20 protein-coding genes are annotated in these 26459 nt (G+C 74.0%); 9 read left to right on the top strand and 11 right to left on the bottom strand.

What is annotated here, in order from left to right:
- Positions 1 to 4 precede the first annotated feature (4 nt).
- From IEZ07_RS19080 to IEZ07_RS19100, 5 genes are all read left to right on the top strand, one after another.
- The gene (locus tag IEZ07_RS19080; RefSeq protein WP_191895962.1) at positions 5 to 856 is read left to right on the top strand and encodes an ABC transporter permease; all 852 of its coding nucleotides are present in this window, start codon (positions 5 to 7) and stop codon (positions 854 to 856) included.
- A complete protein-coding gene (locus IEZ07_RS19085) occupies positions 853 to 1686 on the top strand; it encodes an ABC transporter permease (RefSeq protein WP_191895963.1) in 834 nt (277 codons plus the stop codon). Before IEZ07_RS19080 ends, IEZ07_RS19085 begins: the two co-directional genes overlap by 4 nt.
- Before the next feature lie 195 nt (positions 1687 to 1881).
- A complete protein-coding gene (locus IEZ07_RS19090; protein WP_191895999.1) occupies positions 1882 to 3276 on the top strand; it encodes an NAD(P)/FAD-dependent oxidoreductase in 1395 nt (464 codons plus the stop codon).
- 121 nt (positions 3277 to 3397) lie between these two features.
- On the top strand, positions 3398 to 4285 hold the full coding sequence (locus IEZ07_RS19095) for an alpha/beta hydrolase (protein ID WP_191895964.1): 888 nt from the start codon (positions 3398 to 3400) through the stop codon (positions 4283 to 4285).
- 206 nt (positions 4286 to 4491) lie between these two features.
- Positions 4492 to 5682: a DUF418 domain-containing protein gene (locus IEZ07_RS19100; RefSeq protein ID WP_191895965.1), complete on the top strand. Its 1191-nt coding sequence runs from the start codon at positions 4492 to 4494 to the stop codon at positions 5680 to 5682.
- Between the two features lie 27 nt (positions 5683 to 5709).
- On the opposite strand, the gene IEZ07_RS19105 is transcribed toward IEZ07_RS19100, so the two are convergent.
- From IEZ07_RS19105 to IEZ07_RS19120, 4 genes are all read right to left on the bottom strand, one after another.
- On the bottom strand, positions 5710 to 7605 hold the full coding sequence (locus IEZ07_RS19105) for a propionyl-CoA synthetase (protein WP_307729027.1): 1896 nt from the start codon (positions 7603 to 7605) through the stop codon (positions 5710 to 5712).
- Positions 7606 to 7834: 229 nt separating this feature from the next.
- Positions 7835 to 8806, bottom strand: coding sequence for a zinc-binding dehydrogenase (locus IEZ07_RS19110; protein ID WP_191895966.1), 972 nt, complete (start codon positions 8804 to 8806; stop codon positions 7835 to 7837).
- A gap of 127 nt (positions 8807 to 8933) precedes the next feature.
- Positions 8934 to 11867: a PEP/pyruvate-binding domain-containing protein gene (locus IEZ07_RS19115; RefSeq protein ID WP_191895967.1), complete on the bottom strand. Its 2934-nt coding sequence runs from the start codon at positions 11865 to 11867 to the stop codon at positions 8934 to 8936.
- Positions 11868 to 12720: 853 nt separating this feature from the next.
- Positions 12721 to 13665, bottom strand: coding sequence for an endonuclease/exonuclease/phosphatase family protein (locus tag IEZ07_RS19120; RefSeq protein WP_191895968.1), 945 nt, complete (start codon positions 13663 to 13665; stop codon positions 12721 to 12723).
- Between the two features lie 265 nt (positions 13666 to 13930).
- Here IEZ07_RS19120 and IEZ07_RS19125 point away from each other — a divergent pair, with 265 nt between their 5' ends.
- Entirely contained in the window at positions 13931 to 15157 is a 1227-nt protein-coding gene (locus IEZ07_RS19125) for an MFS transporter (RefSeq protein WP_191895969.1), read from the top strand.
- Between the two features lie 6 nt (positions 15158 to 15163).
- On the opposite strand, the gene IEZ07_RS19130 is transcribed toward IEZ07_RS19125, so the two are convergent.
- The 5 genes from IEZ07_RS19130 to IEZ07_RS19150 form a co-directional block, all read right to left on the bottom strand.
- Positions 15164 to 16096 carry an acyl-ACP desaturase gene (locus IEZ07_RS19130; protein WP_068895147.1) on the bottom strand — a complete coding sequence of 311 codons (933 nt, stop codon included), beginning with the start codon at positions 16094 to 16096 and terminating at the stop codon, positions 15164 to 15166.
- A 108-nt stretch (positions 16097 to 16204) separates the two neighbouring features.
- Positions 16205 to 16975 (bottom strand): DUF998 domain-containing protein, encoded by a 771-nt coding sequence (locus tag IEZ07_RS19135; protein WP_191895970.1) that lies wholly within the window; start codon positions 16973 to 16975, stop codon positions 16205 to 16207.
- Positions 16972 to 18225, bottom strand: coding sequence for a glycosyltransferase (locus tag IEZ07_RS19140; protein ID WP_507763584.1), 1254 nt, complete (start codon positions 18223 to 18225; stop codon positions 16972 to 16974). Before IEZ07_RS19140 ends, IEZ07_RS19135 begins: the two co-directional genes overlap by 4 nt.
- 139 nt (positions 18226 to 18364) lie before the next feature.
- On the bottom strand, positions 18365 to 19195 hold the full coding sequence (locus IEZ07_RS19145) for a DMT family transporter (protein ID WP_191895971.1): 831 nt from the start codon (positions 19193 to 19195) through the stop codon (positions 18365 to 18367).
- 255 nt (positions 19196 to 19450) lie between these two features.
- A complete protein-coding gene (locus tag IEZ07_RS19150; RefSeq protein ID WP_191895972.1) occupies positions 19451 to 20092 on the bottom strand; it encodes a DedA family protein in 642 nt (213 codons plus the stop codon).
- Between the two features lie 264 nt (positions 20093 to 20356).
- On the opposite strand from IEZ07_RS19150, the gene IEZ07_RS19155 reads away from it, so the two are divergent.
- Together IEZ07_RS19155 and IEZ07_RS19160 are read left to right on the top strand one after the other, a co-directional pair.
- The gene (locus IEZ07_RS19155; protein WP_191895973.1) at positions 20357 to 21598 is read left to right on the top strand and encodes a sensor histidine kinase; all 1242 of its coding nucleotides are present in this window, start codon (positions 20357 to 20359) and stop codon (positions 21596 to 21598) included.
- Positions 21599 to 21658: 60 nt separating this feature from the next.
- The gene (locus IEZ07_RS19160) at positions 21659 to 22324 is read left to right on the top strand and encodes a response regulator (protein WP_191895974.1); all 666 of its coding nucleotides are present in this window, start codon (positions 21659 to 21661) and stop codon (positions 22322 to 22324) included.
- 156 nt (positions 22325 to 22480) lie between these two features.
- On the opposite strand, the gene IEZ07_RS19165 is transcribed toward IEZ07_RS19160, so the two are convergent.
- Both IEZ07_RS19165 and leuE read right to left on the bottom strand, forming a co-directional pair.
- Entirely contained in the window at positions 22481 to 23137 is a 657-nt protein-coding gene (locus IEZ07_RS19165; protein ID WP_068895159.1) for a VC0807 family protein, read from the bottom strand.
- A 329-nt stretch (positions 23138 to 23466) separates the two neighbouring features.
- Positions 23467 to 24132, bottom strand: a complete 666-nt coding sequence (gene leuE / locus IEZ07_RS19170; protein ID WP_191895975.1) for a leucine efflux protein LeuE — start codon at positions 24130 to 24132, stop codon at positions 23467 to 23469.
- 721 nt (positions 24133 to 24853) lie between these two features.
- Between leuE and IEZ07_RS35765 the strand changes: the two genes are divergently transcribed.
- Positions 24854 to 26452 carry a chitinase gene (locus IEZ07_RS35765; protein ID WP_204054415.1) on the top strand — a complete coding sequence of 533 codons (1599 nt, stop codon included), beginning with the start codon at positions 24854 to 24856 and terminating at the stop codon, positions 26450 to 26452.
- Positions 26453 to 26459 lie beyond the last annotated feature (7 nt).

The following is a 26459-nucleotide window of genomic DNA, read 5'->3' on the forward strand; positions in this document are numbered from 1 at the left end:
CCGCATGAAACGCCTCACCCCCTACCTGCTCGTCCTGCCGGGCGGCCTCTGGCTGGCGGTCTTCCTGGTGGTGCCGATGGTCTTCATGGCCTCGGTCTCCACCCAGGAGGGCGACCTGGTCAACGGCTTCGCCCAGACGTTCAACGTCGGCGTCTACGGCGACGTGCTGAGCCAGTACGGCACGCAGTTCCTGCGCTCGGCCGGGTACGGCCTGGCCGCCACGGTCCTGTCCATCCTGCTGGCCTACCCGGTGGCCTACTGGATCGCCTTCCGGGGCGGCGCCCGCAAGTCCACCTACCTGCTGCTGGTGCTGCTGCCGTTCTTCGTCTCGTTCGTGCTGCGCACGGTGTCGTGGAAGTTCCTGCTCGCCGACGAAGGCATCCTGCTGGCGCCGCTGAAGTCGGCGGGCCTGCTCCCCGGAGACTTCCACGTCCTGCAGACGACCGCCGCGGTGATCGGCGGGCTGGTCTACAACTACCTGCCGTTCATGATCCTGCCGATCTACGTGGCGCTGGAGCGGGTCGACCCCCGGACGGTGGAGGCGGCGCAGGACCTGTACGCCTCCCGGCGCGAGGCGTTCACCAGGATCGTGCTGCCGCTCTCGCTGCCCGGGGTGTTCGCCGGGGTGCTGATGACGTTCGTCCCGATGACCTCGGACTACGTCAACGCCGCCATCCTCGGCGGGCCGGAGAACACGATGATCGGCAACATCATCCAGACCGAGTACCTGGTCAACAACGACTACCCGACCGCGGCGGCGCTCTCCTTCACGCTGATGGCGGCGATGCTGGTCGGCATCTTCGCCTACGCCAGGGCGCTGGGGACCGAGAACGTGCTGGAGGCGGCGGCCCGATGAGCGCGAGCGAACCCGGGAGCACGGGCGGGGTGCGGACGAGGCCGCGGGGCCGGGCCGGCGACCGGCTCCTGCGGGTCTACGTCTGGCTGGTCATCGCCTGGCTGCTCCTGCCGATCGCGGTGATGATCGTCTTCGGCTTCAACGACACGCAGAGCAAGTCCAACGTGAGCTGGCAGGGCTTCACCGCCAAGTGGTGGGGCCGCCTGGACGAGTACCCCCAGCTGCTCGACGCGGTGGACTACTCACTGAAGATCGCGCTGCTGAGCGTGCTCGTCACCACGGTGCTCGGCACGCTCATGGGCCTGGCCCTGGGCCGCCACCGGTTCCGCGGGCAGGGCGCGACCAACCTGATGATGTTCGCCGCGATCTCCTCGCCCGAGCTCGTCATGGGCGCCTCGCTGCTCTCGCTGTTCATCAGCACCGGGGTGGAGACCGGTTTCTGGACCGTGGTGATCGCGCACGTGCTCTTCTCGCTCTCGTTCGTGGCGATCACCGTGCGGGCCCGGGTGGTCGGCATGGACGCCTCGATCGAGGAGGCCGCCCGCGACCTGGGCGCCTCCGCCTGGACGACGTTCTGGCGGATCACCTTCCCGATGATCCTGCCGGGCGTCGTGGCGGGCGCGCTGCTCGCCTTCGCGCTCTCCATCGACGACTTCGTCATCACCCAGTTCACCACCGGCGGGGACGTCCAGACGTTCCCGCTGTGGATCTGGGGCGCCACCCGGATCGGGGTGCCGCCGCAGGTCAACGTCATCGGCACGCTCATCTTCGCCGCGGGTGTCGCGATCGCCGTGCTCAACGCGGTGACCGCGCGCCGACGCGGCACCTGACCACGCCGAGGCCCCGCGTCCCCCTCCTCGCAGGAGGGGGACGCGGGGCCTCGGCGCATCCGCGCCCGTGACAGGGCCCCGGCACGGAACAGGGAGGCGAGATCGGACTCAGGCGGGGGGAACCCGCGTGTGATCCCCCGGATCACACGACACCACATACGAAAAAGACCTGACTCACGTAGGGAAGTGAGATCTGTGGATCCGCTGAAGGCTCTTGCTGATGCGGAGCGCAAGCCGTACTGGCTGGACAGTCCGGCGAAACCCGAGCCGCGACCGCGGCTCACCGGAGACACCGCCGCCGATCTCGCGGTGGTCGGCGGCGGCTTCTCGGGGCTGTGGACGGCCCTGATGGCCAAGGAACGCGACCCGTCGCTCGACGTGGTCCTGCTCGAAGGACGCAGGATCGGCTGGGCGGCCACCGGCCGCAACGGCGGCTTCGCGATGGCGACCCTCACCCACGGCATCGCCAACGGGCTGGAACGCTGGCCCGAGGAGGTCCGGACCCTGGAGCACCTGGGCCTGCGCAACCTCGACGAGATCGGCGAGACCGTCGAACGGTACGGCATCGACTGCGGCTACGAGCGCACCGGCGAACTGCACGTGGCGACCGAACCCTGGCAGCTGGAGGAGATGCACCGCAACGCCGAGACCGCCCGCGAGATGGGCGTGCGGTTCGACGTGATGGACGCCGGCCAGGTCAGGGCGGAGGTGGACTCGCCCACCTACGTCGGCGGCATGTGGGAGCGCGACGGCTGCGCGATGCTCGATCCGGCCGCCCTGGCCTGGGGCCTGCGGCGGGCCTGCCTGGAGCAGGGGGTGCGCATCCACGAGCGCACCCCGGTCCGCCACATGCGGGAGACCCCGACCGGCATGGAACTGCTGACCCGGGACGGCACCGTCAGGGCGCGCGCGGTCGCCCTGGGCACCGGCGTCTTCCCACCGCTGCTGCGGCGGCTGAAGCACTTCGTGGTCCCGGTCTACGACTACGCGCTGGTCACCGAGCCGCTCTCGGCGGAGCAGCTGGCCTCGATCGGCTGGCGCAACCGGCAGGGCGTCGGAGACTCGGCCAACCGGTTCCACTACTACCGGCTGACCGCCGACAACCGCATCCTGTGGGGCGGCTACGACGCGGTCTACTACAACGGCGGCAGGATGAAGCCGGAGTACGAGCAGCGCGACGCGACCTTCACCACGCTGGCGGAGCACTTCTTCACGACCTTCCCCCAGCTGTCGGGTCTGCGCTTCACCCACCGGTGGGGCGGCGTCATCGACACCTGCAGCCGCTTCAGCGCCTTCTACGGGCGCTCGCACGGCGGGCGCGTCGCCTACGCCGTCGGCTACACCGGCATGGGCGTCGGGGCGACCCGCTTCGGCGCCAACGTCATGCTCGACCTGCTGGCCGGGCGGCAGACCGAGCGGACGCGGCTCCGGATGGTCCGCGAGAAGCCGGTCCCCTTCCCGCCCGAGCCGGTCCGCTCGGCCGGGATCCAGCTGACCCGCTGGTCGATCGCCCGGGCGGACCTCAACCAGGGCCGCCGCAACCTCTGGCTGCGGACCCTGGACCGGATGGGCCTGGGCTTCGACTCCTGACCCGCCGACCCGGGCGGGACCCCGGGAGCGGGTCTCCCCGGCTCCCGGGGTCCCGCCCGGGACCCCGTACGGCCCGCGTTCCCGGTTGGCGCCGGGAGCGCGGGCCGTACAGACTTGGGGGATGACCGAGAGGGTTGAGTTCACCGCCGACGGTGTCACGCTCGTCGGCGACCTGCGCGCCCCGGGAGGGCCGGGGCCGCATCCGGCGCTGGTCCTCACCGGGCCGTTCACCGGCACCCGCGACCAGGTCACCGGCCGGTACGCCGCCCGGCTGGCCGAGGCGGGATACGTGACGCTGGCGTTCGACCACCGCAACTGGGGCGAGTCCGGCGGGCAGCCCCGCTGCGACGAGGACCCGCAGGGCAAGCTGCGCGACCTGCGGGCCGCCGTCTCGCTGCTGCGGGCGCGGCCCGAGGTGGACGGCGGCAGGATCGGCGCGGTCGGGATCTGCCTCGGCGCGGGCTACGCGCTGAAGTTCGCCGCCTTCGACCCCCGGGTGCGGGTCTTCGCCGGGATCGCCGGGGCCTACAACAACCCCTACACGATGCTGGCCGGGATGTCGCCCGCCGGATACCAGGGGGCGCTGGCCTCCTTCACCGAGGTCCTGGAGCGCCAGGACCTCGGCGGTCCGGTGGAGTACATCCCGGCCGTCGCGGAGGAGGGCGAGGCGGCGATGCCGGGCGACGAGCCGTTCGCCTACTACGGCACCTCCCGCGGAGCCTCGCCGCACTGGCGCAACGAGGTCACCCGGGCGTCGGTCCGCGAGCTGATCACCATGGACAACATGACCGGCGCCGACTTCCTGGGGCCCCGGCCCGGGCTCGTCGTGCACGGCGTCGTCGACCGGTTCTGCTCCCCGGAAGGGGCCGAGGAGGCCTACAAGCGGATGGAGGGGCCCAAGCAGCTCGTCTGGCTGGACGCCAAGCTGCACATCGACCTCTACGACGCCGAGCCGTACGTCACCCAGGCCGTCGACGCGGTGACCTCCTTCCTCGCCGACCACCTCTAGCGGGGCGGTCCGGGCCGCGCGGTCCGGGCCGTGCGGTCCGGATCGCCGGAAGTAGCGGACAGTCGGCAGCCGCGGTCCGCCGGAAGTAGCGGACCGGTGGAGGCCGCGGACCGACGAAGGCCACGGGCCGTACATCCATCGATGTACGGCCCGGATGGGTCCGCGCGACGATGTACGGCGCCGCCGCGGCCGGAATCGTGGAAGGCATGACGAGTCAGCGCATCGACGCCCTCGACGTGCTCCGCGGCATTGCGATCATGGGCACGCTGGGCACCAACATCTGGATCTTCACCAGTCCGGCGGGGCCGGCGGGGGCGCTCGCCGCGCTGGAGCCGGCGGGCGCCCTGGAGACCTTCCTGCGCTTCCTGACCAACGGCAAGTTCCTGGCCCTGCTCACCCTGCTGTTCGGGGTCGGCCTGGAGCTGCAGTACCGCTCGGCGCGGCGGCGGGGTACGCCCTGGCCGGGCTGGTACCTGTGGCGGGCGGCGCTGCTGTTCGCCGAAGGGCTGATCCACTATCTGCTGATCTTCGAGTTCGACGTGCTGATGGGCTACGCCGTGACCTCGATGGTCGTCGCCTACCTGATCGGCCGGAGCGACCGCGCGGTCCGGTGGTGGATCATCGGCGTGGGATCGGCGTTCACCGCGGTCATCGGCCTGCTCACCGCCGCGCTGCTGACCGCGCCGGAGCAGCGGGCGGGGCGGGCGGACGAGCCGGTCACCCTGTTCACCGAGGGAAGCTACGCCGACCAGGTCGCCGCCCGGATCGACTCCTTCGCCCTCTACCGGCTGGAGGCGGTGTTCATCGTCCCGCTGGGCATCGTGCTGTTCCTGCTCGGCTCGCGGCTGATGCGCGCCGGGGTCTTCGAGGGCTCGGAGCGGGGTACGGTGCTCCGCCGCAGGCTCATGCTCCTCGGATTCGGCGTCGGCGCGCCGCTGAACCTGCTCACCTCCTTCGCCGGGGAGGGCTGGTTCCTGGTGGACCGCTACCTGCTGCCCCCGCTGGTGGCCCTCGGCCTGCTCGCCCTGGTCACGACCGTCGCGCACCGCCTGTCCGGGGCTCCGGGTCTCCTGCGCCGCGGCCTGACGGGCGTCGGCCGGACCGCGCTCAGCTGCTACGTGCTGCAGAACCTGGTGGCGGCGGCGCTCTGCTACGGCTGGGGACTCGGCCTGGCCGGGCGCCTGGCCGACCAGGGGCCGTGGTGGCCGGTGGCCGCCTGGGCGGGCGTCTGCGCCCTGTTCACCGTCCTGGCCGCGCTCTGGCTGCGCCGCTTCGACCGGGGGCCGCTGGAACTGGCCTGGCAGTGGGCCTACCGGGCGCCGCAGCGGTCCCGGAGGTCCGGCGGTCCCGGCGCGGACGGCGCCGAGCGGTCCCGTGACGCGGTCCGGAGCCCGTGAGCCTCGGCATGCGGGTCTCACGGCGCCTCAGGACCGGCGGGGCGGGGCGATGACCGGCCGGAGGGCGTCCAGCACGGCCGGGTCCTCGATCGTCGAGGGCACCGGCTCGTCGGCTCCCTCGGCCATGCCCCGCATGGTCTTGCGCAGGATCTTCCCCGACCGGGTCTTCGGCAGCGCCGGGACCACGTCCACCCGTTTCAGCGCCGCCACCGCCCCCACCTGCTCGCGCACCGCCCGGACCAGCTCGGCCCGGAGCGCCTCCGGATCGGCGTCCACGCCGCTCTTGAGCACCACGAAGCCGCGCGGCACCTGGCCCTTCAGCTCGTCGGCCACGCCGATCACCGCGCACTCGGCCACCGCCGGGTGCGCGGCCAGCACCGCCTCCATCGACCCGGTGGAGAGCCGGTGCCCGGCCACGTTGATCACGTCGTCGGTGCGGCCCATCACGTACAGGTAGCCGTCGGCGTCCCGGTAGCCGCCGTCGCCGGTCAGGTAGTGGCCGGGGAAGGCCGACAGGTAGGACTTCACGTAGCGCTCGTCGTCCTGCCAGAGCGTGGGGAACGTGCCAGGCGGGAGCGGGAGCCGCAGGCAGATCGCGCCCTCCTCGCCGGGGGTGCACTCCGACCCGTCGGGGCGGAGCACCCGCACGTCGTAGCCGGGCACGGGCACGGTGGGGGAGCCGGGCTTGACCGGCATCGGCTCCAGGCCGCGCAGGTTCGCCGCGACGGGCCAGCCGGTCTCGGTCTGCCACCAGTTGTCGATCACCGGGACGCCGAGCCTCTCCGCGGCCCAGCGGTAGGTGTCCGGGTCCAGCCGTTCCCCGGCCAGGAACAGCGTCCGCAGCGACGAGACGTCGTAGGCGCCCAGCAGCGCCGCGTCCGGGTCCTCCCGCCGGATCGCCCGGAACGCCGTCGGCGCGGTGAACAGCGCGTTCACCCGGTGCTCGGCGACCACCCGCCAGAACGCGCCCGCGTCCGGCGTGCCCACCGGCTTGCCCTCGTACAGCACTGTCGTCGCGCCGAGCAGCAGCGGGCCGTACACGATGTAGGAGTGGCCGACCACCCAGCCGACGTCGGAGGCGGCCCAGAACACCTCGCCGGGCCGCACGCCGTAGACGTTCTCCATGCTCCACAGCAGGGCCACCGCGTGCCCTCCGTTGTCGCGGACCACGCCTTTGGGCAGGCCGGTGGTCCCGCTGGTGTAGAGGACGTAGAGCGGGTCGGTCGCCCGCACCGGCACGCACCCGGCCGGTTCGGCCCGCGCGGAGGCCCAGTCGACGTCCCGGCCCTCGACCAGCTCCGCCGGGGCCTGCTCGCGCTGGAGGATCACGCAGTGCTCCGGCCGGTGCTCCGCCAGGTCGAGCGCGGCGTCCAGCATCGGCTTGTACGGCACGACCCGCGTGGGCTCGATCCCGCAGGAGGCCGAGACGACGACCCGGGGCCGGGCGTCGTCGATCCGGACCGCCAGTTCCTTCGGCGCGAACCCGCCGAACACCACCGAGTGCACCGCCCCCAGCCGCGCGCAGGCGAGCATGGCGACCACCGCCTCGGGGACCATCGGCATGTAGACCACCACCCGGTCGCCCCGGGCCACACCCAGATCCCGCAGGACCCCGGCGAAGCGGGCGACCTCCTCCAGCAGTTCGGCGTAGGTGAGCCGCCGGCACGTTCCGGTGACGGGACTGTCGTACACCAGCGCGATCCGCCCGCCGTGCCCCGCCTCGACGTGCCGGTCCAGCGCGTTGAAGCAGGTGTTCAGCTCCCCGTCGGGGAACCACCGGTAGAACGGCGGGTCCGCGTCGTCCAGCACCCGCTCCGGAGCCCTGCTCCAGGAGACGGCCCGAGCGGCCTCTCCCCAGAAGCCCTCGGGATCGGCGATGCTGCGGGCGAAGACCTCGGCGTACGGCATCCCGTCATCATGCATCGCCACCGGCGCTCGGTCGAGGAGCCTTCCCGCGTCCGGCCGACGGCTCCCGGCACCCCGTCCGGGTGTCGAGCGCGGTCGCGCACCCGGATCACAGGCCGAGCGGCACGGGCCCGGCCGGGACCCCTCCGGTGATCAGCGCTGCCAGCGGGGTGGCCAGGTCGCGCGGTGAGAACAGGTCGGGGCCGCATCCGTTCCGGACGGCTCCCGACGAGGCGCGGGACGACGCTCAGACCACCAGCAGGGTCTTGCCGACCACGTCGCGGGCCTCGATCGCGGCGTGCGCGTCGGCGGCCCGCTCCAGCGGGAAGGTCCGTCCGACCACCGGCCGGAGGCGTCCCGCCGCGGCCTCGGCCAGCGCCCGTACGGTCAGCCGCCCCGCCTCCTCGGGTGCGAACTGCACGTCCCGGATGCCGCGCAGGCTCACCCCGCGCTCCCGCGCCTCCTCCGGGTCGATCTCGGCGAAGCCCCCGGTGGGCGCGCCGTGCGCGGAGAACCGGCCGCCGCGCGCCGTCACCCCGAACGCCTCACCGCCGACCCGCCCGCCGACCCCGTCGAAGACCACGTCGGCTCCGGCGCCGCCGGTCAGCTCCCGCACCCGCTCCGCCCAGCCCTCCTCGGAGGGGTCCACCACGGCCTCTGCGCCGAGGTCCCGGACCAGGTCCGTCTTCCGCGCGCCGCGGGCGGTGCCGATGACCCGGGCCCCCGCCGCGTGCGCCAGCTGGACGAGCAGGAACCCCATCCCGCCGCTCGCCCCGGTCACCAGCACCCGTTCCCCCGTCCGGACCCGCGCCGCCTCGAAGACGCCCAGCGCGGTGACGCCGTCGTGCACGAGGGCCGCGGCGTCGGGCAGGTCCAGGCCGTCGGGCACGGGGACCAGCGCCTCCACCGGGACCGCCGCCCGCTCGGCGTAGCCGCCCGCCGTGCCGGTCTTGGCGACGACGCGCCGACTGGTCCAGGCGGGGTCCACCCCCTCCCCGGTGGAGAGCACCCGCCCCGCGATCCCTCCGCCCGGCACGTACGGCGGCTGCACGTCGAAGTATCCGCCCATCTCCCCGCCGCGGATCTGGGTCTCCACGAACAGGGTGTCCACGACGGCCACGCCGACCACGACCTGACCCGGCCCGGCGACCGGGTCCGGAACCTCGCGCACCGCCAGCACCTCGGGCCCGCCGAACGCCTTCGCCTCGATCGCTCTCATGTCCGCTCTCCTCACGTCGTGCTCGCTCGCATCCGTCAGAAGCAGTCTCGAACCTCGACTTTGCTTGAGGTCAACCGGGAGTGACCGGCGTCACGCGGCGCCGCCCGGGGCCGTACGGCGTCCCCGCTCAGGACGCGGCGGACGGGGCGGAGACGGCGACCGTGCCGGAGGTGCCGTCCACGGTGATCTCCTGGCCGGTGACGACCCGCCCGGTCGCGCGGGCCACTCCGACGACCGCCGGGATGCCGTACTCGCGGGCGACCACCGCGCCGTGCGAGTTGGCCCCGCCCATCTCCATCACCAGGCCGCCCGCGGTCAGGAACAGCGGGGTCCAGCCGGGGTCGGTGGACGGGCAGACGAGGATCTCGCCGGGCTCCAGGTGCGCGCCCACCGGATCGAGGACCACCCGGGCGAGGCCGGTGACGCTGCCCGCCGAGGCCGGAGTCCCGGTCAGCGCGCCGTCCGCGGCCACGGCGGCGCCGGCGACCGCCTCCGGCTCGGTCCCGTCGGACAGCAGCACGCGCGGCACGTGCCTGCGGCGGCGCTCGCGGGCGGCCTCCTCGCGCCGCCCGGCGACGAGCGCGCGCAGCGCCCCCGGCCCGGCGGACGGCCCGGATCCGCCCGGAGCCCGGGTCCCGGCCGAGGGCCCGGATCCCTCCGGCGCGCCCGCCCCGGCCGTGGCGCCGGGGCGGGCCGGGGCATCGGATCCGGTCAGGGCGGTGCGGGCCTCCCGCAGGGTCAGGAAGAAGACGTCGTCCGGGGATGCGAGCAGGCCGCGCCCGGCCAGCTCGGCGCCGACGGCGGCCAGCTCCGCACGGGCCGCGGCCAGGGACGTGACCAGCAGGAACTTGGGGAACTCGCGCAGCCCGCACAGGGCGCGGGCGCGGCCGAGGGCGAAGCGCACCACCCGGCCCCGCAACCCGCCGGCCCGGGCCGCCAGACCCTCCACCACGGCCTCCGCCTCGGCGGCGCCCCGGGCGAACTGCACGTCGGGGGCCAGGGCCGGGTCGTCCAGCCGCAGGTAGTTGGCCAGCACGCCGATGACGTGCGCCGGGTCCTCCGACCAGCGGGGCACCCCGAGATCGATCTCGGCGACCGCGCGCACGCCGTACTCCCGCAGGAACTCCCGCAGGCCCTCCTCCACCACGGCGGGCAGCGCCCCCGCGTGGAAGCGCGCGGCGAGCTCGGCGGCGGGGGTGCCCAGGAGCAGGGCGGCAGCGGGGGCGTCCCGGCGGATCCGGGCCGCCAGGTGCCACAGGGCCAGGTCCATCTCGGTGGTCACGTTGCGCGGCAGGCCGCGCAGCACGGTCGGGAACTCGCCGGGCCGGGCGCGGCCGCCCAGCAGCCGCACGGCCAGGCCGAACATGGCGAACCCGGCCAGCGGGCCCGGAGCCACCTCCGGGACGAGCCGGAACGTCCAGCGGCTCAGGATCAGCTCGGCCCGGTCGAGGCGCTGGAGCGCGGTGGCGTCCGGCGGGGAGGCGAGGTGCGCCCGCAGGGCCGACTCGGTCGCCCGTGCGTGCCGGTGCGCGCTCTCGGGCCGCAGCAGCGCCCGCAGCGCGCGCGGCAGGACCCGGTAGCGGCCCCCGACCCGCAGGGCCCGGCGCAGGGCGGGACGCACGGACCGCCGGGTCACGCCGAACCGGGGATCGGCCGCCAGGGCCCGCAGGACCACCGCCGACCTGGCCTCCATCACGTCGAGCACCCGGGGGAGGATGGCCTGGCCCACGCGGCTGCGCATAATCCCGGTGACGTCCAGGAAGAGCCGCCCGCCCGCCTCGGCGAACCGCGGCGCCCCGGCCCGGGGATCGGCCACCGGGTGTCCCAGCAGGCCGAGCGCGGCCGACGACATCAGCCGGAAGGCGGCCATGCCCATCGGGGTGATCGGCTGGTGGAGGCCCTGGGCGAGGCTGAGGCAGACGTGGATCCGGAGCCCGTCGTCGAGGTCGCCGGAGGCGTCCGCCGCCACGTCCGGACCGGCGTGGCGGGGGATCGGGTGCAGGGTGGTGATCGGGCGCGACTGGGTGAGCCGGAGGGCGCCGTCCGAGTCGACGGCCCACTCGATGTCCTGCGGCGCCCCGTAGTGCTCCTCGACCCGGTCGCCCAGCTCGGCCAGGGCCCGGACCTGCCCGTCGGTGAGGCAGAACGCGCCCTCTGCCCCGTCCGGGGTCTCCGCCGCCGGGCCCGCCGCCCCGGTCGCGGTCCCGTTCGTCCCGCCCGCGGTCCCGTCCGCCGTTCTCCTGCCGGCCGTTCCGGCCGCCGCCCTCTCGTCCGCCGTTCCGGCCGCCGGGGTCTCGACGTGCTCGACGCCGCCGCCCGCCCGCGACCGTACGGCCAGCCGCTTGTCGCCCGCCCGCCGGTCGGTGATCCGCCCGGTCGCGACGTCCACCGTGAAGCGGTCGGGGTTGACCGCACCGGAGACGACCGCCTCGCCCAGGCCGGGAGCGGCGTCGATCACCGCCTGGCGGCGCCGCCCGGTGACCGGGTCGGCGGTGAACATCACCCCGGCGACCTCGGCCTGCACCATCTCCTGGATCACGACGGCCAGTCGCACGCTCCGGTGGGCGACGCCGTTCGCCGCCCGGTAGGCGACGGCCCGATCGGTCCAGAGCGAGGCCCAGCAGTGCCGGACCGCCTCCAGCACGGCCTCCGGCCCGACCACGTTCAGGAAGGTGTCCTGCTGCCCGGCGAAGCTGGCGTCCGGGAGGTCCTCGGCGGTGGCGGAGGAGCGGACCGCGACGGGGCCGTGCGCGCTGCGCCGTACGGCGTCGGCGACCTCCTCGGGGACCGGGGCCGAGAGCACGGCGGCGCGGGCGGTGCCGGCCAGCTCGGCCAGGGCCCGGGTGTCGGTGGGGGAGGTCACCTCCAGGGCGTCGAGCGCGGCCTCCAGCGACCCGGACCGCTCGGTGACCCGGCGGTAGGCCTCGGTGGTGAGGCAGACGCCGGGCGGGACCGGGAACCCGGCCGCGGCGAGCACGCCGAGGTTGGCCGCCTTGCCGCCGACGAGCGGCAGCATCCCGGCGTCGATCTCCTCGAACCTCAGGACCAGCGGAATCTCCATGGCACGCCTCCTACGGCAACGGTAAGCCTGCCCCGCACAATAAATCAACAAGTGATGAAATATGGCCTTTTCGTGCTCTTCGGGCATGCGGGATCCCCCGGGGTGGCCGTGACCCGGTCCGATGCCCGGGTCGGAGGGCTCGGCCTCGGAGGCGGGGGCGAGGGTCGCCACCCGCCGCCCGTCCAGGAAGGAGCGGGCGGTCGGTGGAGGAGAGGCGTGACCGGGGCCGGTCAGGGAGCGGGACGCAGGCGCACGCAGCAGTGGCTGGGGGAGAGGGCGAGGCGGGCGGTCAGGCCGGGGGCGTCCAGGCCCTCCAGCAACCCGTCGAGCAGGCGGAGGTTCATCCCGCACACCAGCTCGGTGTGCTCGCGGGCCAGCCGGTGGAAGGGGCAGTTCCGCAGGACGACGTCGCCGTCCTCGACGACGGGCTCGTAGCCGTGCTCCGCGAGCGCGTCCAGCGCGGCCGTCCGGGGGTCCCGGCCGCCGGTGGCGCGCGCGGCCCCGCCAAGTTCGACGCCCAGCCGGTGGGCGCGCCGGTCGAGGGCGGCCCGGGGCGTGTCACCCGAGCGTTCGGCCTCGACGAGGGCGTCGGCCAGCAGGAGGCCGGCCAGGTCGTAGTGGCGTTCCGGCAGGGAGACCGCGATGTCGCAGGCCGGGCGGCGGTACAGCCACCGCCTACCGGGCCTACCTGCTGCTGCGCACGGTCTTCACCGCGGCGCCGGTCCTGTTCGGGATCGACAAGTTCACCGGCCTGCTCGCCGACTGGCCGGCCTACCTCGCGCCGTGGATCGACTCCCTCGTCCCCGGCACCGCCCGGCAGGCCATGTACGGCGTCGGCGTCATCGACGGCCGGTCAGGGCAGCCGCAGGTCGGCGAAGACCGGGCGGTGGTCGGTGCCCGGCAGCGAGTGCACGCTGAAGGCGTCCACCGCCATCCGGGCGTCGGCCAGCACGTGGTCGAGGGCGACGCCGGGGACGGGCTCCCAACCCCGCTGGGGCCAGGTCGGCGTCAGCCCCTGCCCGGTCGTGTCGGCCGCGTCGCGGTAGCCGCCGTCCAGCAGGTCGCGCACCGGTCCGTGGTCGAGGGTGGCGTTGAAGTCCCCGGCGAGCACCCGCAGCTCCCCGCCCGCGCGAGGCAGGGCCCGGAGTCCGTCGAACCAGCAGGGCACCTTGTAGTCGTAGCGCGGTGCGCACGGATGCACCGAGACCACCTCGATCCGGCGCCCTCCCGGGTACTCGAGCACGGCCCGGGCCTGCCTGAACCGTCCCTCCTCGATCAGCGGCAGCTCGGAGAGGCGGTGTCGGGAGTAGAGACCCGACCCCCACACCCCGTTCTTCGAGCGGTCGACGGTGTACGGGAGAAGCGTGCGGAGTCCCGCCGCCTCCAGGCGTGCGACCGCCTCCGGGGTGAGCTCCTGCAGCGCGAGGACGTCGGGGTCGAGGGCCCGCACCAGATCCATCAGGGCCGCGGTGTCACCCGCGCCCACCGCCAGGTTCGCGGCGAGCACCCGCAGCCGCTGCGGCCCGGCGGGCGGGTCTCCGTCGGCGAAGTGCCGGGGGAGCACGGCGAGTGCGAGCACGGCGCTCACCACGAGGGCGACGGCGGCCGCCGCCCGGCGGCGCAGCCCCAGGGCCAGCAGCAGCGGCGCCCCCGAGGCCGCCGCCACGTACGGGGTGAACGCCACCAGCGCCACCCACTGCCACACGGGGGTCCAGCCGGTGGCCCTGAGCACCGCCCAGCCCGCGAACGGCAGCAGCGCCGCCCAGGCCAGCGCGCCCGCCCACCTCGATCGGATCATGAGGTGGAGCGTATCGACCGCCCGTGCAGATTCCGTGAAGATCCATAGCGGATCCGGACGATCCACCGGTCACGGAGGATGAGCGGAGAGTCCGTTTCATGGCATAACATGGTTCTTCGATGCGTTGTGAACGCATACACGTAATGACCGCCCGGCGGCCGCCACCTGAAAGGGGCGGTATCTACCTCGGTCGAAGCCCACCACGACGGTGCGCTCCCGAGCCCGGGCCGCGTCCTCCGTCTGGAATCTCGACGGAGACGTCTCAGTGAAGTCCTATCTCGCGGTGCTCGGCACGCCCGGAGCCTGGCGGTTCCTCGCCCCCGCGTTCGTCGCCCGCCTGCCGTACGCCATGCTGCAGCTCGGCATCCTCCTGCTCGTGCACTGGTCCACCGGCTCGTACGGCGCGGCGGGCATCGCCTCCGCGGCCGCCGCCGTGGCGCAGGCGCTGATCGGCCCGCAGACCGGCCGCCTCGCCGACCGGTACGGCCAGGCGAAGGTGCTCGTCCCCCAGGTCCTCGCGCACGCCGCCGCCCTGGGCGGCCTGCTCGCGCTCGCCGCCGCGCACGCGCCGGGCGCCCTGCTGGTGGCCGTCTCGGCCCTGGCGGGCGGCTCGATGCCGCAGGTCGGCTCCATGGTCCGGACCCGCTGGGCCCACGTGCTCGGCGGCTCGGAGGGCTCGGCGAAGCTGGGCACGGCCTTCGCGCTGGAGTCGATCACCGACGAGCTGACCTTCACCGTCGCCCCGGTGCTGCTGGTGGCCCTGTCGACCGGGTTCTCACCCGTCTGGGCGCTGCTGGCGGCGCTGGTCATGGTCGTGGCCGGCACGCTGGCGTTCGCCGCGGTCCGCAGGGGCGCCCCCGAGCCGATGCCGGTCCGGGTCCGCTCCCGGCGGGGGGTGCTCCGGCTGCGCGGCGTGGCCGTGCTCGCGGCCGCGTTCGTCGCGCTCGGCACGGTGTTCGGCAGCCTGCAGGTCGGCATCACCTCCTCGACGGCCGCGCTCGGCCAGGCCGGGGCGGCGGGACCCGTCTACGCGACCTTCTCCGGCGCCAGCCTGATCGGCGGCGCCCTCTACGGGCTCGTCCGCTGGAGGGCCGGGGCCGCGCACCGGCTGGCGGCGGCCGTCGGCCTGCTCTCCGCGGCGACGGTCGCGCTGACCTCCGCCGGGTCCGTCCCGGTGCTGTACGGCACGGCGGCCCTGGCCGGGTTCGTCATCGCCCCCGCGGTGATCACCGGCTACACCCTGGTGGAGCAGCTGGTCCCCACCGAGGTCAGGACCGAGGCGTTCACCTGGCTCAACGGCGCGATCGGCCTGGGCATCGCCACCGGCGCGGCGGTGGCGGGCCAGCTCGTGGACCGGTTCGGCACAGGCTTCGCGTTCCTGGTCCCGCCGGTCACCACCGGCCTGGCCGCCCTGCTGGTCCTGGCCTTCCTGCGGCGCCTCGCCCCCGCGGGCGGCGCCGTCCGGGCCCGGGAACTGGTCTCGGCCTCCTGACGCCCGTCAGGCGCGGGCGGCCTGGGCGGCGCGGCGGGCCTCGCGGCGCTCGACGAAGCGCGAGGCGGTGACCTCGGTCCGGGCCAGGAAGTCGGCGAGCTCCTCACGGGCCTTCTCGCCCTCGGCGTCGAGCCCCCCCATGTCGAAGACGGCCCACTGGCGCAGGACCGGCATGAGCACGTCGTCGAGGTGCAGGCGCAGGTCGTAGATGCCGGCGTTGGCGATGACGAGGGCCTTGCGGGTGAAGCCCTCGATGCCGGTGCCGGGCATCTGGAAGGTGGTGACCACGTCGGTGACGGCGCGCATGGTCTGGCTCGGGGTGAGCTGGAAGGCCGCGTTGAGCAGGTTGCGGTAGAAGAGCATGTGCAGGTTCTCGTCGGCAGCGATCTTGGCGAGCAGGCGCTCGCAGTTCGGGTCCTGCGAGGCCTTGCCGGTGTTGCGGTGGGAGATGCGGGTCGCCAGCTCCTGGAACGAGACGTAGGCCAGCGAGTGGAGCACCCCCTCGTAGGAGTTGGTGAAGCCCTCGCCCATGTGCGTCATCCGGGCCCGCTCCAGGGCGACCGGGTCCACGGCGCGGGTGACCGTCAGGTAGTCGCGGATCGCGGTGCCGTGGCGGCCCTCCTCCGCGGTCCAGCGGTGCACCCAGGTGCCCCAGGCCGCGTCGCGGCCGAAGGTCGTCGCGATCTCGTGGTGGTAGCTGGGGAGGTTGTCCTCGGTCAGCAGGTTCACGATGAGGGAGATGCGCGCCTCCTCGGGGATCTCCGAGTCGGTCGGCGACCAGGGCTCGCCGCCGAACACACCGTCGTAGTCCCTGCCCTCGGACCACGGGATGTACTCGTGCGGGAACCACTCCTTGGCGACCTTCAGGTGCCGGTCCAGCTCCCCGGCGACGACGGGCTCAAGCTCAAGCAGCAGCTCGGTCTGACTGAACTCTCGCATGGGGCTTCTCCTCGCAGATTACGGAACCGTAACCTACGTTAGCGTAGGTAAAAGTGCGCCCGGTTAGTGTGAACGACCCTATTTATTGACCCAGGGTTTGTGGTTTTCCTACTTGTGCTGGAGGACCGGTGCCCCGGACCCGTGCCGGGCGGCGGCCGGACGCCGCGGCGGGTGCCCGGCGGCCTCTGGCAGAGCCCTGCCGGAGGCGTGCCCCGCGGCCAGGAAGACCAGGGTGATCTCGGCCAGCAGCAGCAGGCGCTCGACCAGGCCGTAGTAGCCCGGCCCGCCGATCGGCTCCGCGATCGGGGAGCCCGGGTGCGCCGCCAGGAACAGGGCGAGCAGCGCCACGCAGGCCGCGCTCACCGCCGGCAGCGCGACCCCGCCGGACCGGCGGCCGAGCAGCCGGCCCGCGCACGGCAGCGCGGTGAACACCACGGCCGCCGACCAGCGGTGGATCTCCCCGGCGATCGAGGTGACCCCCGGCGCGGCGTCGGTGGGGAACACCGCGGTCAGCAGCAGGCCGAGCGCGCCGGCGACGAGCAGCACGCGGGCGGCCGCGCTGCGGACGGGGTCCGTCCGGGCCAGGCCGTACGCGGTCCACAGGCAGGCCGAGGCCAGCGCGAGCGTGCCGCCGACCAGCGCCCAGGCGGTGGCGTCGTGCAGCGCGTAGTCGCTGACCAGGTCGCCCATCGGGTCCACGGTCCCGCCGGCGGCCAGGTGCGCGTAGCCCATCGCCACCGCCGCGAGCACGGCCCCGCCCCTGCCGAGCTCCCCGCCCCTGCCGAGCTCCCCGCCGTTGCCGAGGTTCCCGCCTCCGCCGGAGCCCCTGCCCCCGCCCGGCCCCTCATCGGGCCGGTGCCGTACGTCCCGGCCGCTCACCGTGCGACCTCCCGGTAGATCTCCTCGAACCGGGCCAGGGAGGCCTGGTGGTCGTGGGTCAGGGCGATCTCGCGGCTCGCCGCCCCCATGGCGGCGCACAGGGCCGGGGACTCGAGCAGCGCGGTCAGGTGGCGGGCCAGGCCGTGGACGTCGCCGGGACGGTACAGGTGACCGTTCTCCCCGGGCCGCACCAGGTGGGGCAGGGCCATCGCGTCGGCGGCGACCACCGGCAGCCCGGCGGCCATCGCCTCCAGCGTGGCGATGCTCTGCAGTTCGGCCGTGCCCGGCATGGCGAACACGTCGGCGGCGGCGTAGGCGTCGGGCAGCATGTCGTCCGGGACGAACCCCAGGAAGGTGACGCGGTCGCCGACGCCGATGCGCCGCGCCAGCCGCTCCAGCGAGGCCCGCCGCCCGCCGGTGCCGGCCAGCGCGAGCTGCGCGTCGGTCCCGTTGAGGACGTACGGCAGCGCCCGGATGAGCTCGTCCAGCCGCTTCTCCTCGTCCAGCCTCCCGACGAAGAGCACGGTCCGGCGGTCGGGCAGGTCCACGGCCTTGCGCGCCCACGCCCGGGGCTCCTTGCGGGGCCGGAACCGGCCGAGGTCGATGCCGCAGGAGACCGGCTCCACGGGACGGGTGAAGCCCTTGCCGGCGAGCAGCCCGGCCGCGATGCGGGTCGGGGTGGTGATCCGGTCCGCCCGGGAGAAGACCCGGTTGAAGTCGCGCCAGGCGAGGTCGCCCGCCCGATCCCGGAGCGGCTCGGGCACGTGCGCGAACTGGAAGAGGTTGTCGGGCATGAAGTGGTTGGTGGCGACCACGGGCACGCCCGCCCGCCGGGCGGCCGAGATCGCCGCGCGGCCGACCACGAAGTGCCCCTGGACGTGGACCACGTCGGGGGCGATCGCGGCGACCAGCCGGTCGAGCCTGGCCGGCACCGAGATGCGCATGGTCGGGTGGACGAGCACCGGCGCCGAGCGCAGCCGGTGCACGGTCACCCCGTCGACGTGTTCGGTCCTGGCCGGGCCGGTCTCCGAGGCGCAGACCACGTGGACGTCGTTGCCCCGCCGGGCGAGGCCCCGGGCCAGCCGGTGGGTGAAGTAGGCGGCGCCGTTCACGTCCGGCGGGTAGGTGTCGGTCCCGATCAGGACCCGGCACGGCCGGGTGCCGGAGGACCCCGGCGCGGAGGGGGACTCGGTGGGAAGGGGCTCGGCGGTGGACACGGCGGAGGAAGGCATGGAGGGGGTCATGACCATGGGGGAAGGATCCGTTCGTCAGGGTTAATTGGGATTCGTTGGGGATGATCGGGATTCGTCGAGGTTCAGCCGGACCGAGCCAGGTTCGGTCGTACCCGGCCGGGTCCGATCCGGCCGGGTACGACCGGGCCCAGGGGAGTCATCGGGCCGCCGGGTCGGGTGCGGGGGTCATCGGGGTGGTCCGGGCCAGGGCGACCGTCCCGGCGGCGGCCAGCGCTCCGGCCCCCAGGGCGACGAGTGTGCTCACCGCCCCGGTGGGCAGCGGCTCACCCAGCAGGAGGGCCCCGAAGGCGACGGCGGTGAGCGGGTCGGTCACCTGCAGCGCGGCGAACGCGACGCCGAAGTGGCCCACGGCGTAGGCGCGCTGCAGCAGGATCAGCGCGAGCAGGGCGGGCACCGGGACGGCGGCCAGGAACCAGGGCTCCCAGTTGCCGTCGACCAGCACCCGGGCGAGTGTGGCGGTCGCGCCGTACAGCACGCCCGCCGCGGTCGCGAGCAGCGCGGCCCGTGCTGCGGGAGAGGACCGCCGCCCGGCGGCCCACAGCACCAGTGATACGGCGGCCGCGCCCCCGAGCAGGACCGCCGCCTCGCCGGTGCCGAGGTACGGCGAGCCGGTGTGCTCGGGCACCACCAGGACCAGGCCCATCAGCCCGATCGCGATCACCGCGGCGGAGGCGAGCTCGCCGGGCCGGGGCCTGCGGTGCCGCAGCGCGGCGGCGCAGGGCAGGGCGAACAGGAGGCTGGCCACGCCCATCGGCTGGACCACCGTGAGCGGGCCGTACTTCAGCGCGACGATGTGCAGGGCCGTGCCCGCGCCGATCGCGAGCCCGCCGAGCAGCCATCGGGGGCGGCGCAGCAGGCGGCGGAGCGCGGGCCCGGAGGCGCGGGCCGCCTCGAACTGCTGCAGCGCCGCGCCGAGGGCGAAGAACAGAGATCCCACCAGTGCCAGTCCGGCCGCGAGCACAGTCATGCGCACTCCTCCCAGAGCAGATCAAGACATGGCGAGATGACCGTGACGTCTCGCGGAGGCGTCCGGACGAGGTCTTCCGGTGAACCACTGGCAGCGTCCCGCGGCCGGGACACCGGAGCCATGGGGGATCTCCCTGAGTTTCCCGGGAGATCCCTGGGATCCGCCCCGAAGGGGCGAGAGCCCGCCGGGCCGTCACACGGCCCGGCGGATACCGGCGACCGGTGGCCGGCGCCCGGCGGAACCGGCGGGCGCCGGTCAGTCGGAGGCGGCCAGGACCGGTTCGGACTCCCGGGCCCCCTCCCGGGAGGAGGCCCGGCGGTGCCGCAGGTACCGGACCACCTCGACGACCACCGTGATCGTCACGGCGATGCCGAGGCCGAGGAGCAGGCCCTTGATCGGGTCGTGCTCGAACGCGGCGCCGCCCACGTAGCCGATCAGAGCGGAGTAGACGGCCCAGGAGGCGGCGGCGACCGCGTCGAAGAGGGCGAAGGAGCGGCGGGGGTAGGCCACCGCGCCCATGGTCAGGGTGCAGGCCGTCCGGCCGCCGGGGATGTAGCGGGCGACCACCAGAACGAGTCCGCCCCGCTCGGCCAGCGCCCGCTCCGCCCAGGCGAAGGCCTTGCCCGTCCGCCTGCCGCCGCGCAGCCGGCCGTTGGCGGTCCGGCCGATGGCGTAGGAGATGTGGTCGCCGGTGAAGGCGCCCAGCGCCCCCACCGCGATCACCAGGGCCAGGTCCGGCGCGCCGGTCGAGGCGGCGAACACGCCCGCTGTGATGAGGGACGTCTCGGCGGGCACGATCGGGAAGAAGCCGTCGAGCACCGCCAGCGCGAACAGCGCCAGATAGATCCAGGGCGAGGCCATCGCCTGCTGGACCGCGTCGAGGATGGCTTGGGTCACGACGAAGCTCCATGCGTAGGGGGGATCTGCCAGGCCACACTGACGGCCCCGCGGTCCCGCGGGAAACCGGGAGGATCCCTGAACCGGCGGCGCGGAGCCCCTGAGATCCCTCAGGGTTCCGTCGTGGCGACCGTATGGATTCTGCCGGTTCCGCCGGTGCGCGGGCATCGCACGAACGGCCCCCTCCCACCCCTGACTTTCGTCAGGGGGCGTCCGGCACCTCCGGCGGAGGAGGCGTGATCGGCGCGCCTGTACCGTCGCAGGGTGACGATTCCCCGGTCGGTCCGGCGGGACCTGCTGATCTGGGCGGTCCTGTGCGCTCCGCTGCTCGCGTCCCCTCCGTTCATCGCCTGGTGGGACGCCTCGGACGGCTGGGCGCGGGGGGTCTCGGCGGGCGCGGCGATCCTGGCGGGCGCGGTGCTCGCCCGCCGCCGGGCCCCGCTCGCCGCGGCGCTGGCGGTCCTGGCCGCGGGCTCGCTGGACCTCGGCTACGGGGTGGTCACCGTCCAGCTCTCGTGGATCGGCGAGTCGGTGAAGCTGGGCCCGCTGAACGGGTTCACCCTCGCGATCGCGGCCCTCAGCTTCCGGGTCGGCCGCCGGACGGCCCGTGCCCGCCCGGCCGCGCTGGCCTACACCGCGATCCTGGGCACGGGAGTGCTGTGCGCCCTGGCCGTCTCCTGCGGACCGGCGCCCGACCCCTCGATTCCCGGGTTCTGGTTCCCCGCCCTGTCCGGCGTGCTGTTCAGCGCGGTCCTGCCCTGGTCTGCCGGCCTGCTGCTGCGCCAGCGCGCCGAGGCGCACGACCGGGAACGGCGCCTGGTGGCCGGTCAGGTCCGGCTCCGCGAGCGCAACCGGATCGCTCAGGACATGCACGATTCGATCGGCCACGACCTGGCGCTGATCGCCCTGCGTGCCGCAGCCCTGGAGATGGCGCCCGACCTGGACGAACGGCACCGCCGGGCGGCGGGCGAGCTGCGGGCGGCCGCCGCCGACACCACCGAGCGCCTCCGCCGGGTCATCGGCGTCCTGCGTGAGGACGGCGAGGCGCCGCTGACCCCGGCGGCGGAGAGCGTCACCGGGATCGTGGACCGGGCGCGGGATTCGGGCATGCGGGTGGAGCTGCGCGGTGAGGGCGGGCTCCGCGACCGCACGGCCTGCCGGATCGTCCAGGAGGCGCTGACCAACGTCGCCAAGCACGCGCCCGGCGCCCCGGTGACGGTCGAGGTGGTCACCGGGCCCGGCGGGATCGAGCTGGCCGTGGCCAACCCCGCGCCCGGCGGTGCGACGGCCCCCGCCGTGCGGTCGCCCGGCGGCGGGCTGGGTCTGATGGGGCTGCGCGAGCGCGTACGGCTGGCGGGCGGCACGTTCGAGGCGGCCCCGCACGCGGGCGGCTTCCGGATCACCGCGCGGTTCCCCGAGGAGGACGCCGCCGCGGCACGCCCTCCGGAGGGGAGCGCGGGGACGGACCTCCGCGAAGCGGACCTCGGAGAGCAAGAACGTCCGTGAGCGGAACGTCCGAGAGTGGAACGTCCATGAGAAGAACATTCGAGAGAAGAGCGGAGCACGATGATCCGGGTGCTGCTGGCCGACGACGAGGCCATGATCCGGGCGGGGGTGCGGGCCATCCTGGCCGCCGATCCGGAGATCGAGGTGGTCGCCGAGGCGGGTGACGGGAGGGAGGCGGTCGACCTGGTGCTCGCCCACCGCCCGGCCGTCGCCCTGCTCGACATCCGGATGCCCCGCCTGGACGGCCTCGCGGCCGCCGCGGAACTGCGCCGGGTCGCGCCGGAGACGGCCGTGCTGATGCTGACCACGTTCGGCGAGGACGAGTACATCGCCCGGGCACTGAGCGGGGGCGCCGCGGGTTTCCTGCTCAAGGCGGGGGACCCGCGCGAGCTGCTGGCCGGGATCCGCGCCGCCGCGGAGGGCGCGGCCTACCTCTCGCCGCGGATCGCCCGCCGGGTCATCGCCGAGCTCACCGGCGGCCGGCTGACCCGGGCGGCGGCGGCCCGCGACCAGATCGCCGGGCTCACCCCCCGTGAGCGGGAGGTGCTGGCACTGCTCGGGGCGGGCCTGTCCAACGCGCAGATCGCCCGCCGCCTCCACCTGGTGGAGGGGACCGTGAAGGCCCACGTGAGCGCGATCCTCACCCGCCTGGGCGCCCGCAACCGGGTGCAGGCGGCGATCCGGGCCTACGAGGCGGGGCTGCTCGACCAGGAGGCGGCCGACTGACCGGACGGGCCGGGCCGTACGGGATCGGGGCGGTGAGCCTCGGCGGGGCCGGGCGGGGTGACGACCAGCGGATCGGGATCGGACGGACCGGGCCGGTACGGGTGTTCAGGTGAGGGCCGGCGGGTCGGGACCGGGCGGACCGGGCCGGTACGGGTGTCAGGCGGAGGGGGCCGGATCCTGCTGGAGCCGGTGCAGCACCCGGCGGAAGGCGTAGACGGAGACGGCCGCGGCCAGGCCCGTGATCACGGCGACCGTCGTGGTGCGGATCAGCAGGTAGGGGCCGACCAGCAGCTGGCTGCCGACCGACTGCTGGATCAGCAGCCAGATGCTCACCGTGGAGTTGGCCAGCAGGACGAAGGCCCACAGCAGGGTGATCCGGGCGAAGAACCGGCGGACCCGCTCGTGCTTCAGCACCACTGCGGGCAGATGGACGTAGTCGAGCGTGAGCTTCTGCACCAGCGGCCGGCGGAGCCGTACCGAGGCGAGGAAGACCATGCTGAGGCAGATCGTGCCCAGCTCGGGCTGGAGGAAGTAGAACTGCGCCCCGCCGAACCAGATGCTGACCAGCACGCGCAGGGTGATCGCCAGGGAGGCGAGGTACATCGTCGCGGGCACCGGGACCCGCCGGACCAGCCGCCAGCCCACTCCCGCGTACACCCAGGTCATCGCCGCGGCCATCCCGCCGACCTCGCCGAGCAGGGCGAAGGCGGTGTAGAAGACGGCGAGGGGGGCGACGACGCCCTCCAGCAGGCGCGGCACCGCCTGCCGCAGGAGCGCGGTCAGACGGGGCAGGGTGACGGGCGGGTGGTTCATCACGCTCCACTGGACGGAGGAACGACGACGCTGGAGGACCGGCGTCTACCCCGGCAGACGATTGCCAGACATGCCGGGAATGTCGCATGGGCTTACGGGAGGGTCACTCCCTTGTGGATCGGCGACTCACGCTACCCGACCACCGGGAGTGCAAAGGAGGCGATGAGGCAACCATGCCCGATGGGTGACGGTTCCGGAACCGGCGCTTTCCCGGAGGGGCCGGTACCGGCCGGGGACCGCCCGCGGACCCGGCGGACGGCTCAGCGGAAGGACCCGGCGGACGGTCCGGCGGCGGGTCAGGCTGCGGGTCGGGCCGACTCCCGGGCGGGTCAGCCGAGCGACGCGGTGGCCAGCCTCGCGCCGAAGCCGACGAACAGGACGCCCGCGACGGCGGTGAGGGTCGCGGCCAGCCGGCGGCGTCGGCGGAACTGCGCGGCGAGGTAGGTGCCGCCGAAGATCAGCGCGGTCAGGTACAGCATGCTGAAGACCTGCAGGATGGTGCCGAGGACCAGGAACGACAGGGCGGGGCTGGAGTAGGCGGGGTCCACGAACTGGATGAAGAAGGAGATGAAGAAGAGGATCGCCTTCGGGTTCAGCAGGCTGACGACGAGCGCCCTGCGGAACGGGTCGGCCCCCCTCTCCGCCTCCGCCACCGCTTGTGCGGTCTCCTCGGCCTGCACGCTCTCCGGGGCCCGCCGAGACCGCCAGGCCCCGCGCAGCATCTGCAGGCCCATCCACGCCAGGTAGGCCGCGCCCGCGTACTTGACGGCGGCGAACAGCAGCGGCGTCGTCTTCAGCACCGAGGCGGCCCCGGCCGCGGCGAGGGCCATCAGGACCGTGTCGCCCACGAACACCCCGGCCGCGCCGCGGTAACCCTGCGCCACCCCGTGCCGGGCGGCGGTGGCCAGCACGTACAGGGAGTTGGGGCCGGGCAGCAGGATGATGAAGAACGCACCGGCGACGTAGGTCCAGAGGTCGGTGATGCCGAAGAACATGTGGTGCTCCAGGGGGCGAAGCGGAAGGCATCATCACCGTACTCCCAGTTGGGTGCTTACCAGTCCGGAGGGCCGGGCGGCTCCGCCTCCGGGGCTCGGGCGGCGGCGTTTGGAACGCGCCTCGCTGGGGCGTTGGAAGCCGCGTCCTTTGGGTCTTGTGGAGGTCTGCTGTCAAGGCTACGATCGCCACAACTCTTAGGAAACTTTCCTAAAAAAAGAACCGAATGGGAGTCACCGTGACCCGTTCGCATCCCCCGTAACCCCTGAATACCTGCGATAACCCGGATGAGGGAGCCGCAGTCCTCCGGCGCCCGGACAGCAGGACGGCCCGCCCGTCCGATCCGACCGCGGCGGCCCCGGCCTCTGTGCGCTCTCCCGTCTTACTCGTCCTGACAAGTCCGGCAAACTCCCGGACGCCGACACCGATGCCGACATCGACGTCGGCGCCGCGACACCGGCCTGACGCCGCGACACCGGCACGACGCCGACCCGACACCGGCCGGGAGCCGCACACCGGGCAGGTCGGCGGACTCCGTCCGGACCGCCCCGCCCGTCACCCGGACCACGGCTCGCACCCGCCCTCCTGCATCCGCGGAGGCGAGCCCTCCCCGCCGTACGGCCCGCGCCCCGCCCCTCCCCGACCCCCGACCGGGGGGACTCCCGGCGGGGCGCAAGCCGTACGGCCACCCCCCACCGAACCACCGAGGTCATCGAGGTCAACGTGAGATTCCGCCTCATCACCCGATCCGCCGTCGCCCTGGCGGCGCTCCTGCTGGGCACGGCGGTCGCGCCACCGGCCCAGGCCGCCGAGCCCGCCGCGGTCACCGCCGCCTTCACGAAGACCGCCGACTGGGGCTCCGGCTTCCAGGGCGGATACACGATCAAGAACGGGACCTCCGCCACGGTCAACTCGTGGAAGGTCGAGTTCGACCTCCCGGCGGGAGTGAACGTCGGCTCCTTCTGGGACGCCTCCCTGACCCGCAGCGGCCAGCACTTCACCTTCTCCAACCTCGGCTGGAACGGCACCCTGGCCCCCGGCGCCAGCGTGAGCTTCGGCTTCCTCGGCTCACCCGGCGGGGCCGCGGCCGTACCCGCCAACTGCAAGCTCAACGGCGCCGACTGCGGCGGCGACGGCGGCGGCCCGACCGACCCCGTGCTGCCCGGCAGGCCCGGCACCCCGAGCGCGACCGGCGGCAGCAAGAGCATCGCCCTGACCTGGGGCAGGTCGTCCGGCACCGTGACCGGCTACCGCGTCTACGAGGGCAGCGCCCGCAAGGCCGAGGTCACCGGGACCAGCGCCACGATCTCCGGCCTGGGCGACTGCGAGACGCACACCTACACCGTCAAGGCCTACAACGCCGAAGGCGAGTCGCCCGCCAGCGACGAGGCGACCGGCACCACCACCGGCTGCACGCCGAGCCCGCTGCCCAAGCACTTCCTCACCGGCTACTGGCACAACTTCGACAACGAGGCCGTCGAGCTCAAGCTCTCCGCGGTGCCGACCTCCTACGACCTGGTCGCGGTCTCCTTCGGCGAGGCCACCTCCACCCCCGGCGAGGTCACCTTCGCCGTCGATCCGGGACTGTCGGCCTCCCTCGGCGGCTACACCGATGCCCAGCTCAAGGCCGACGTCAAGACCCTCCAGTCGCGCGGCCAGAAGGTCATCCTCTCCGTCGGCGGCGAGAAGGGCCGCGTGCAGGTGGCCAGCGCCTCCGCGGCGACCAGGTTCGCCGACACCGTCCACGCCATCATGCAGTCGTACGGCTTCGACGGCGTGGACATCGACCTGGAGAACGGCCTCAACGCCACTTACATGGGCCAGGCGTTGCGGTCACTGCGCGCCAAGACCGGCCCCGACCTGATCATCACGATGGCCCCGCAGACCATCGACATGCAGTCGACCGGCGCGGAGTACTTCAAGCTCGCGCTGAACATCAAGGACATCCTCACCGTCGTCCACACCCAGTACTACAACTCCGGCGCCATGCTCGGCTGCGACCAGATGGCCGCCTACTCCCAGGGCACGGTCAACTTCCTCACCGCGCTGGCCTGCATCCAGCTGGAGAACGGCCTGCGCCCCGACCAGGTCGCGCTCGGCCTGCCCTCCGGCCCCGGCGCGGCCGGCGGCGGCATCGTCTCCCCGTCCGTGGTCAACCAGGCGCTGACCTGCCTGGCCACCCGGACCGGCTGCGGCGGCTTCGTCCCGCCGCGCGCCTACCCGGGGATCCGCGGCGCGATGACCTGGTCGATCAACTGGGACGCCTCGAACAACTGGAACTTCTCCAAGACCGTCAAGCCGCACCTCGCCACCCTCCCCTAGGAATGAT

The organism is Planomonospora parontospora, from assembly GCA_014647935.1.
Classification (GTDB): domain Bacteria; phylum Actinomycetota; class Actinomycetes; order Streptosporangiales; family Streptosporangiaceae; genus Planomonospora; species Planomonospora parontospora.

What these genes read in the sequence shown, in the direction of transcription:
- IEZ07_RS19085 (WP_191895963.1), top strand. Translation starts at nt 853, where the DNA reads ATGAGCGCGAGCGAACCCGGGAGCACGGGCGGGGTGCGGACGAGGCCG.
- IEZ07_RS19140 (WP_507763584.1), bottom strand. Translation starts at nt 18,225, where the DNA reads ATGGTCATGACCCCCTCCATGCCTTCCTCCGCCGTGTCCACCGCCGAG.
- IEZ07_RS19130 (WP_068895147.1), bottom strand. Translation starts at nt 16,096, where the DNA reads ATGCGAGAGTTCAGTCAGACCGAGCTGCTGCTTGAGCTTGAGCCCGTC.
- IEZ07_RS19145 (WP_191895971.1), bottom strand. Translation starts at nt 19,195, where the DNA reads ATGACTGTGCTCGCGGCCGGACTGGCACTGGTGGGATCTCTGTTCTTC.
- leuE (WP_191895975.1), bottom strand. Translation starts at nt 24,132, where the DNA reads ATGTTCTTCGGCATCACCGACCTCTGGACCTACGTCGCCGGTGCGTTC.
- IEZ07_RS19120 (WP_191895968.1), bottom strand. Translation starts at nt 13,665, where the DNA reads ATGATCCGATCGAGGTGGGCGGGCGCGCTGGCCTGGGCGGCGCTGCTG.
- IEZ07_RS19080 (WP_191895962.1), top strand. Translation starts at nt 5, where the DNA reads ATGAAACGCCTCACCCCCTACCTGCTCGTCCTGCCGGGCGGCCTCTGG.
- IEZ07_RS19165 (WP_068895159.1), bottom strand. Translation starts at nt 23,137, where the DNA reads ATGAACCACCCGCCCGTCACCCTGCCCCGTCTGACCGCGCTCCTGCGG.
- IEZ07_RS19160 (WP_191895974.1), top strand. Translation starts at nt 21,659, where the DNA reads ATGATCCGGGTGCTGCTGGCCGACGACGAGGCCATGATCCGGGCGGGG.
- IEZ07_RS19100 (WP_191895965.1), top strand. Translation starts at nt 4,492, where the DNA reads ATGACGAGTCAGCGCATCGACGCCCTCGACGTGCTCCGCGGCATTGCG.
- IEZ07_RS19105 (WP_307729027.1), bottom strand. Translation starts at nt 7,605, where the DNA reads ATGCATGATGACGGGATGCCGTACGCCGAGGTCTTCGCCCGCAGCATC.
- IEZ07_RS19110 (WP_191895966.1), bottom strand. Translation starts at nt 8,806, where the DNA reads ATGAGAGCGATCGAGGCGAAGGCGTTCGGCGGGCCCGAGGTGCTGGCG.
- IEZ07_RS19095 (WP_191895964.1), top strand. Translation starts at nt 3,398, where the DNA reads ATGACCGAGAGGGTTGAGTTCACCGCCGACGGTGTCACGCTCGTCGGC.
- IEZ07_RS19115 (WP_191895967.1), bottom strand. Translation starts at nt 11,867, where the DNA reads ATGGAGATTCCGCTGGTCCTGAGGTTCGAGGAGATCGACGCCGGGATG.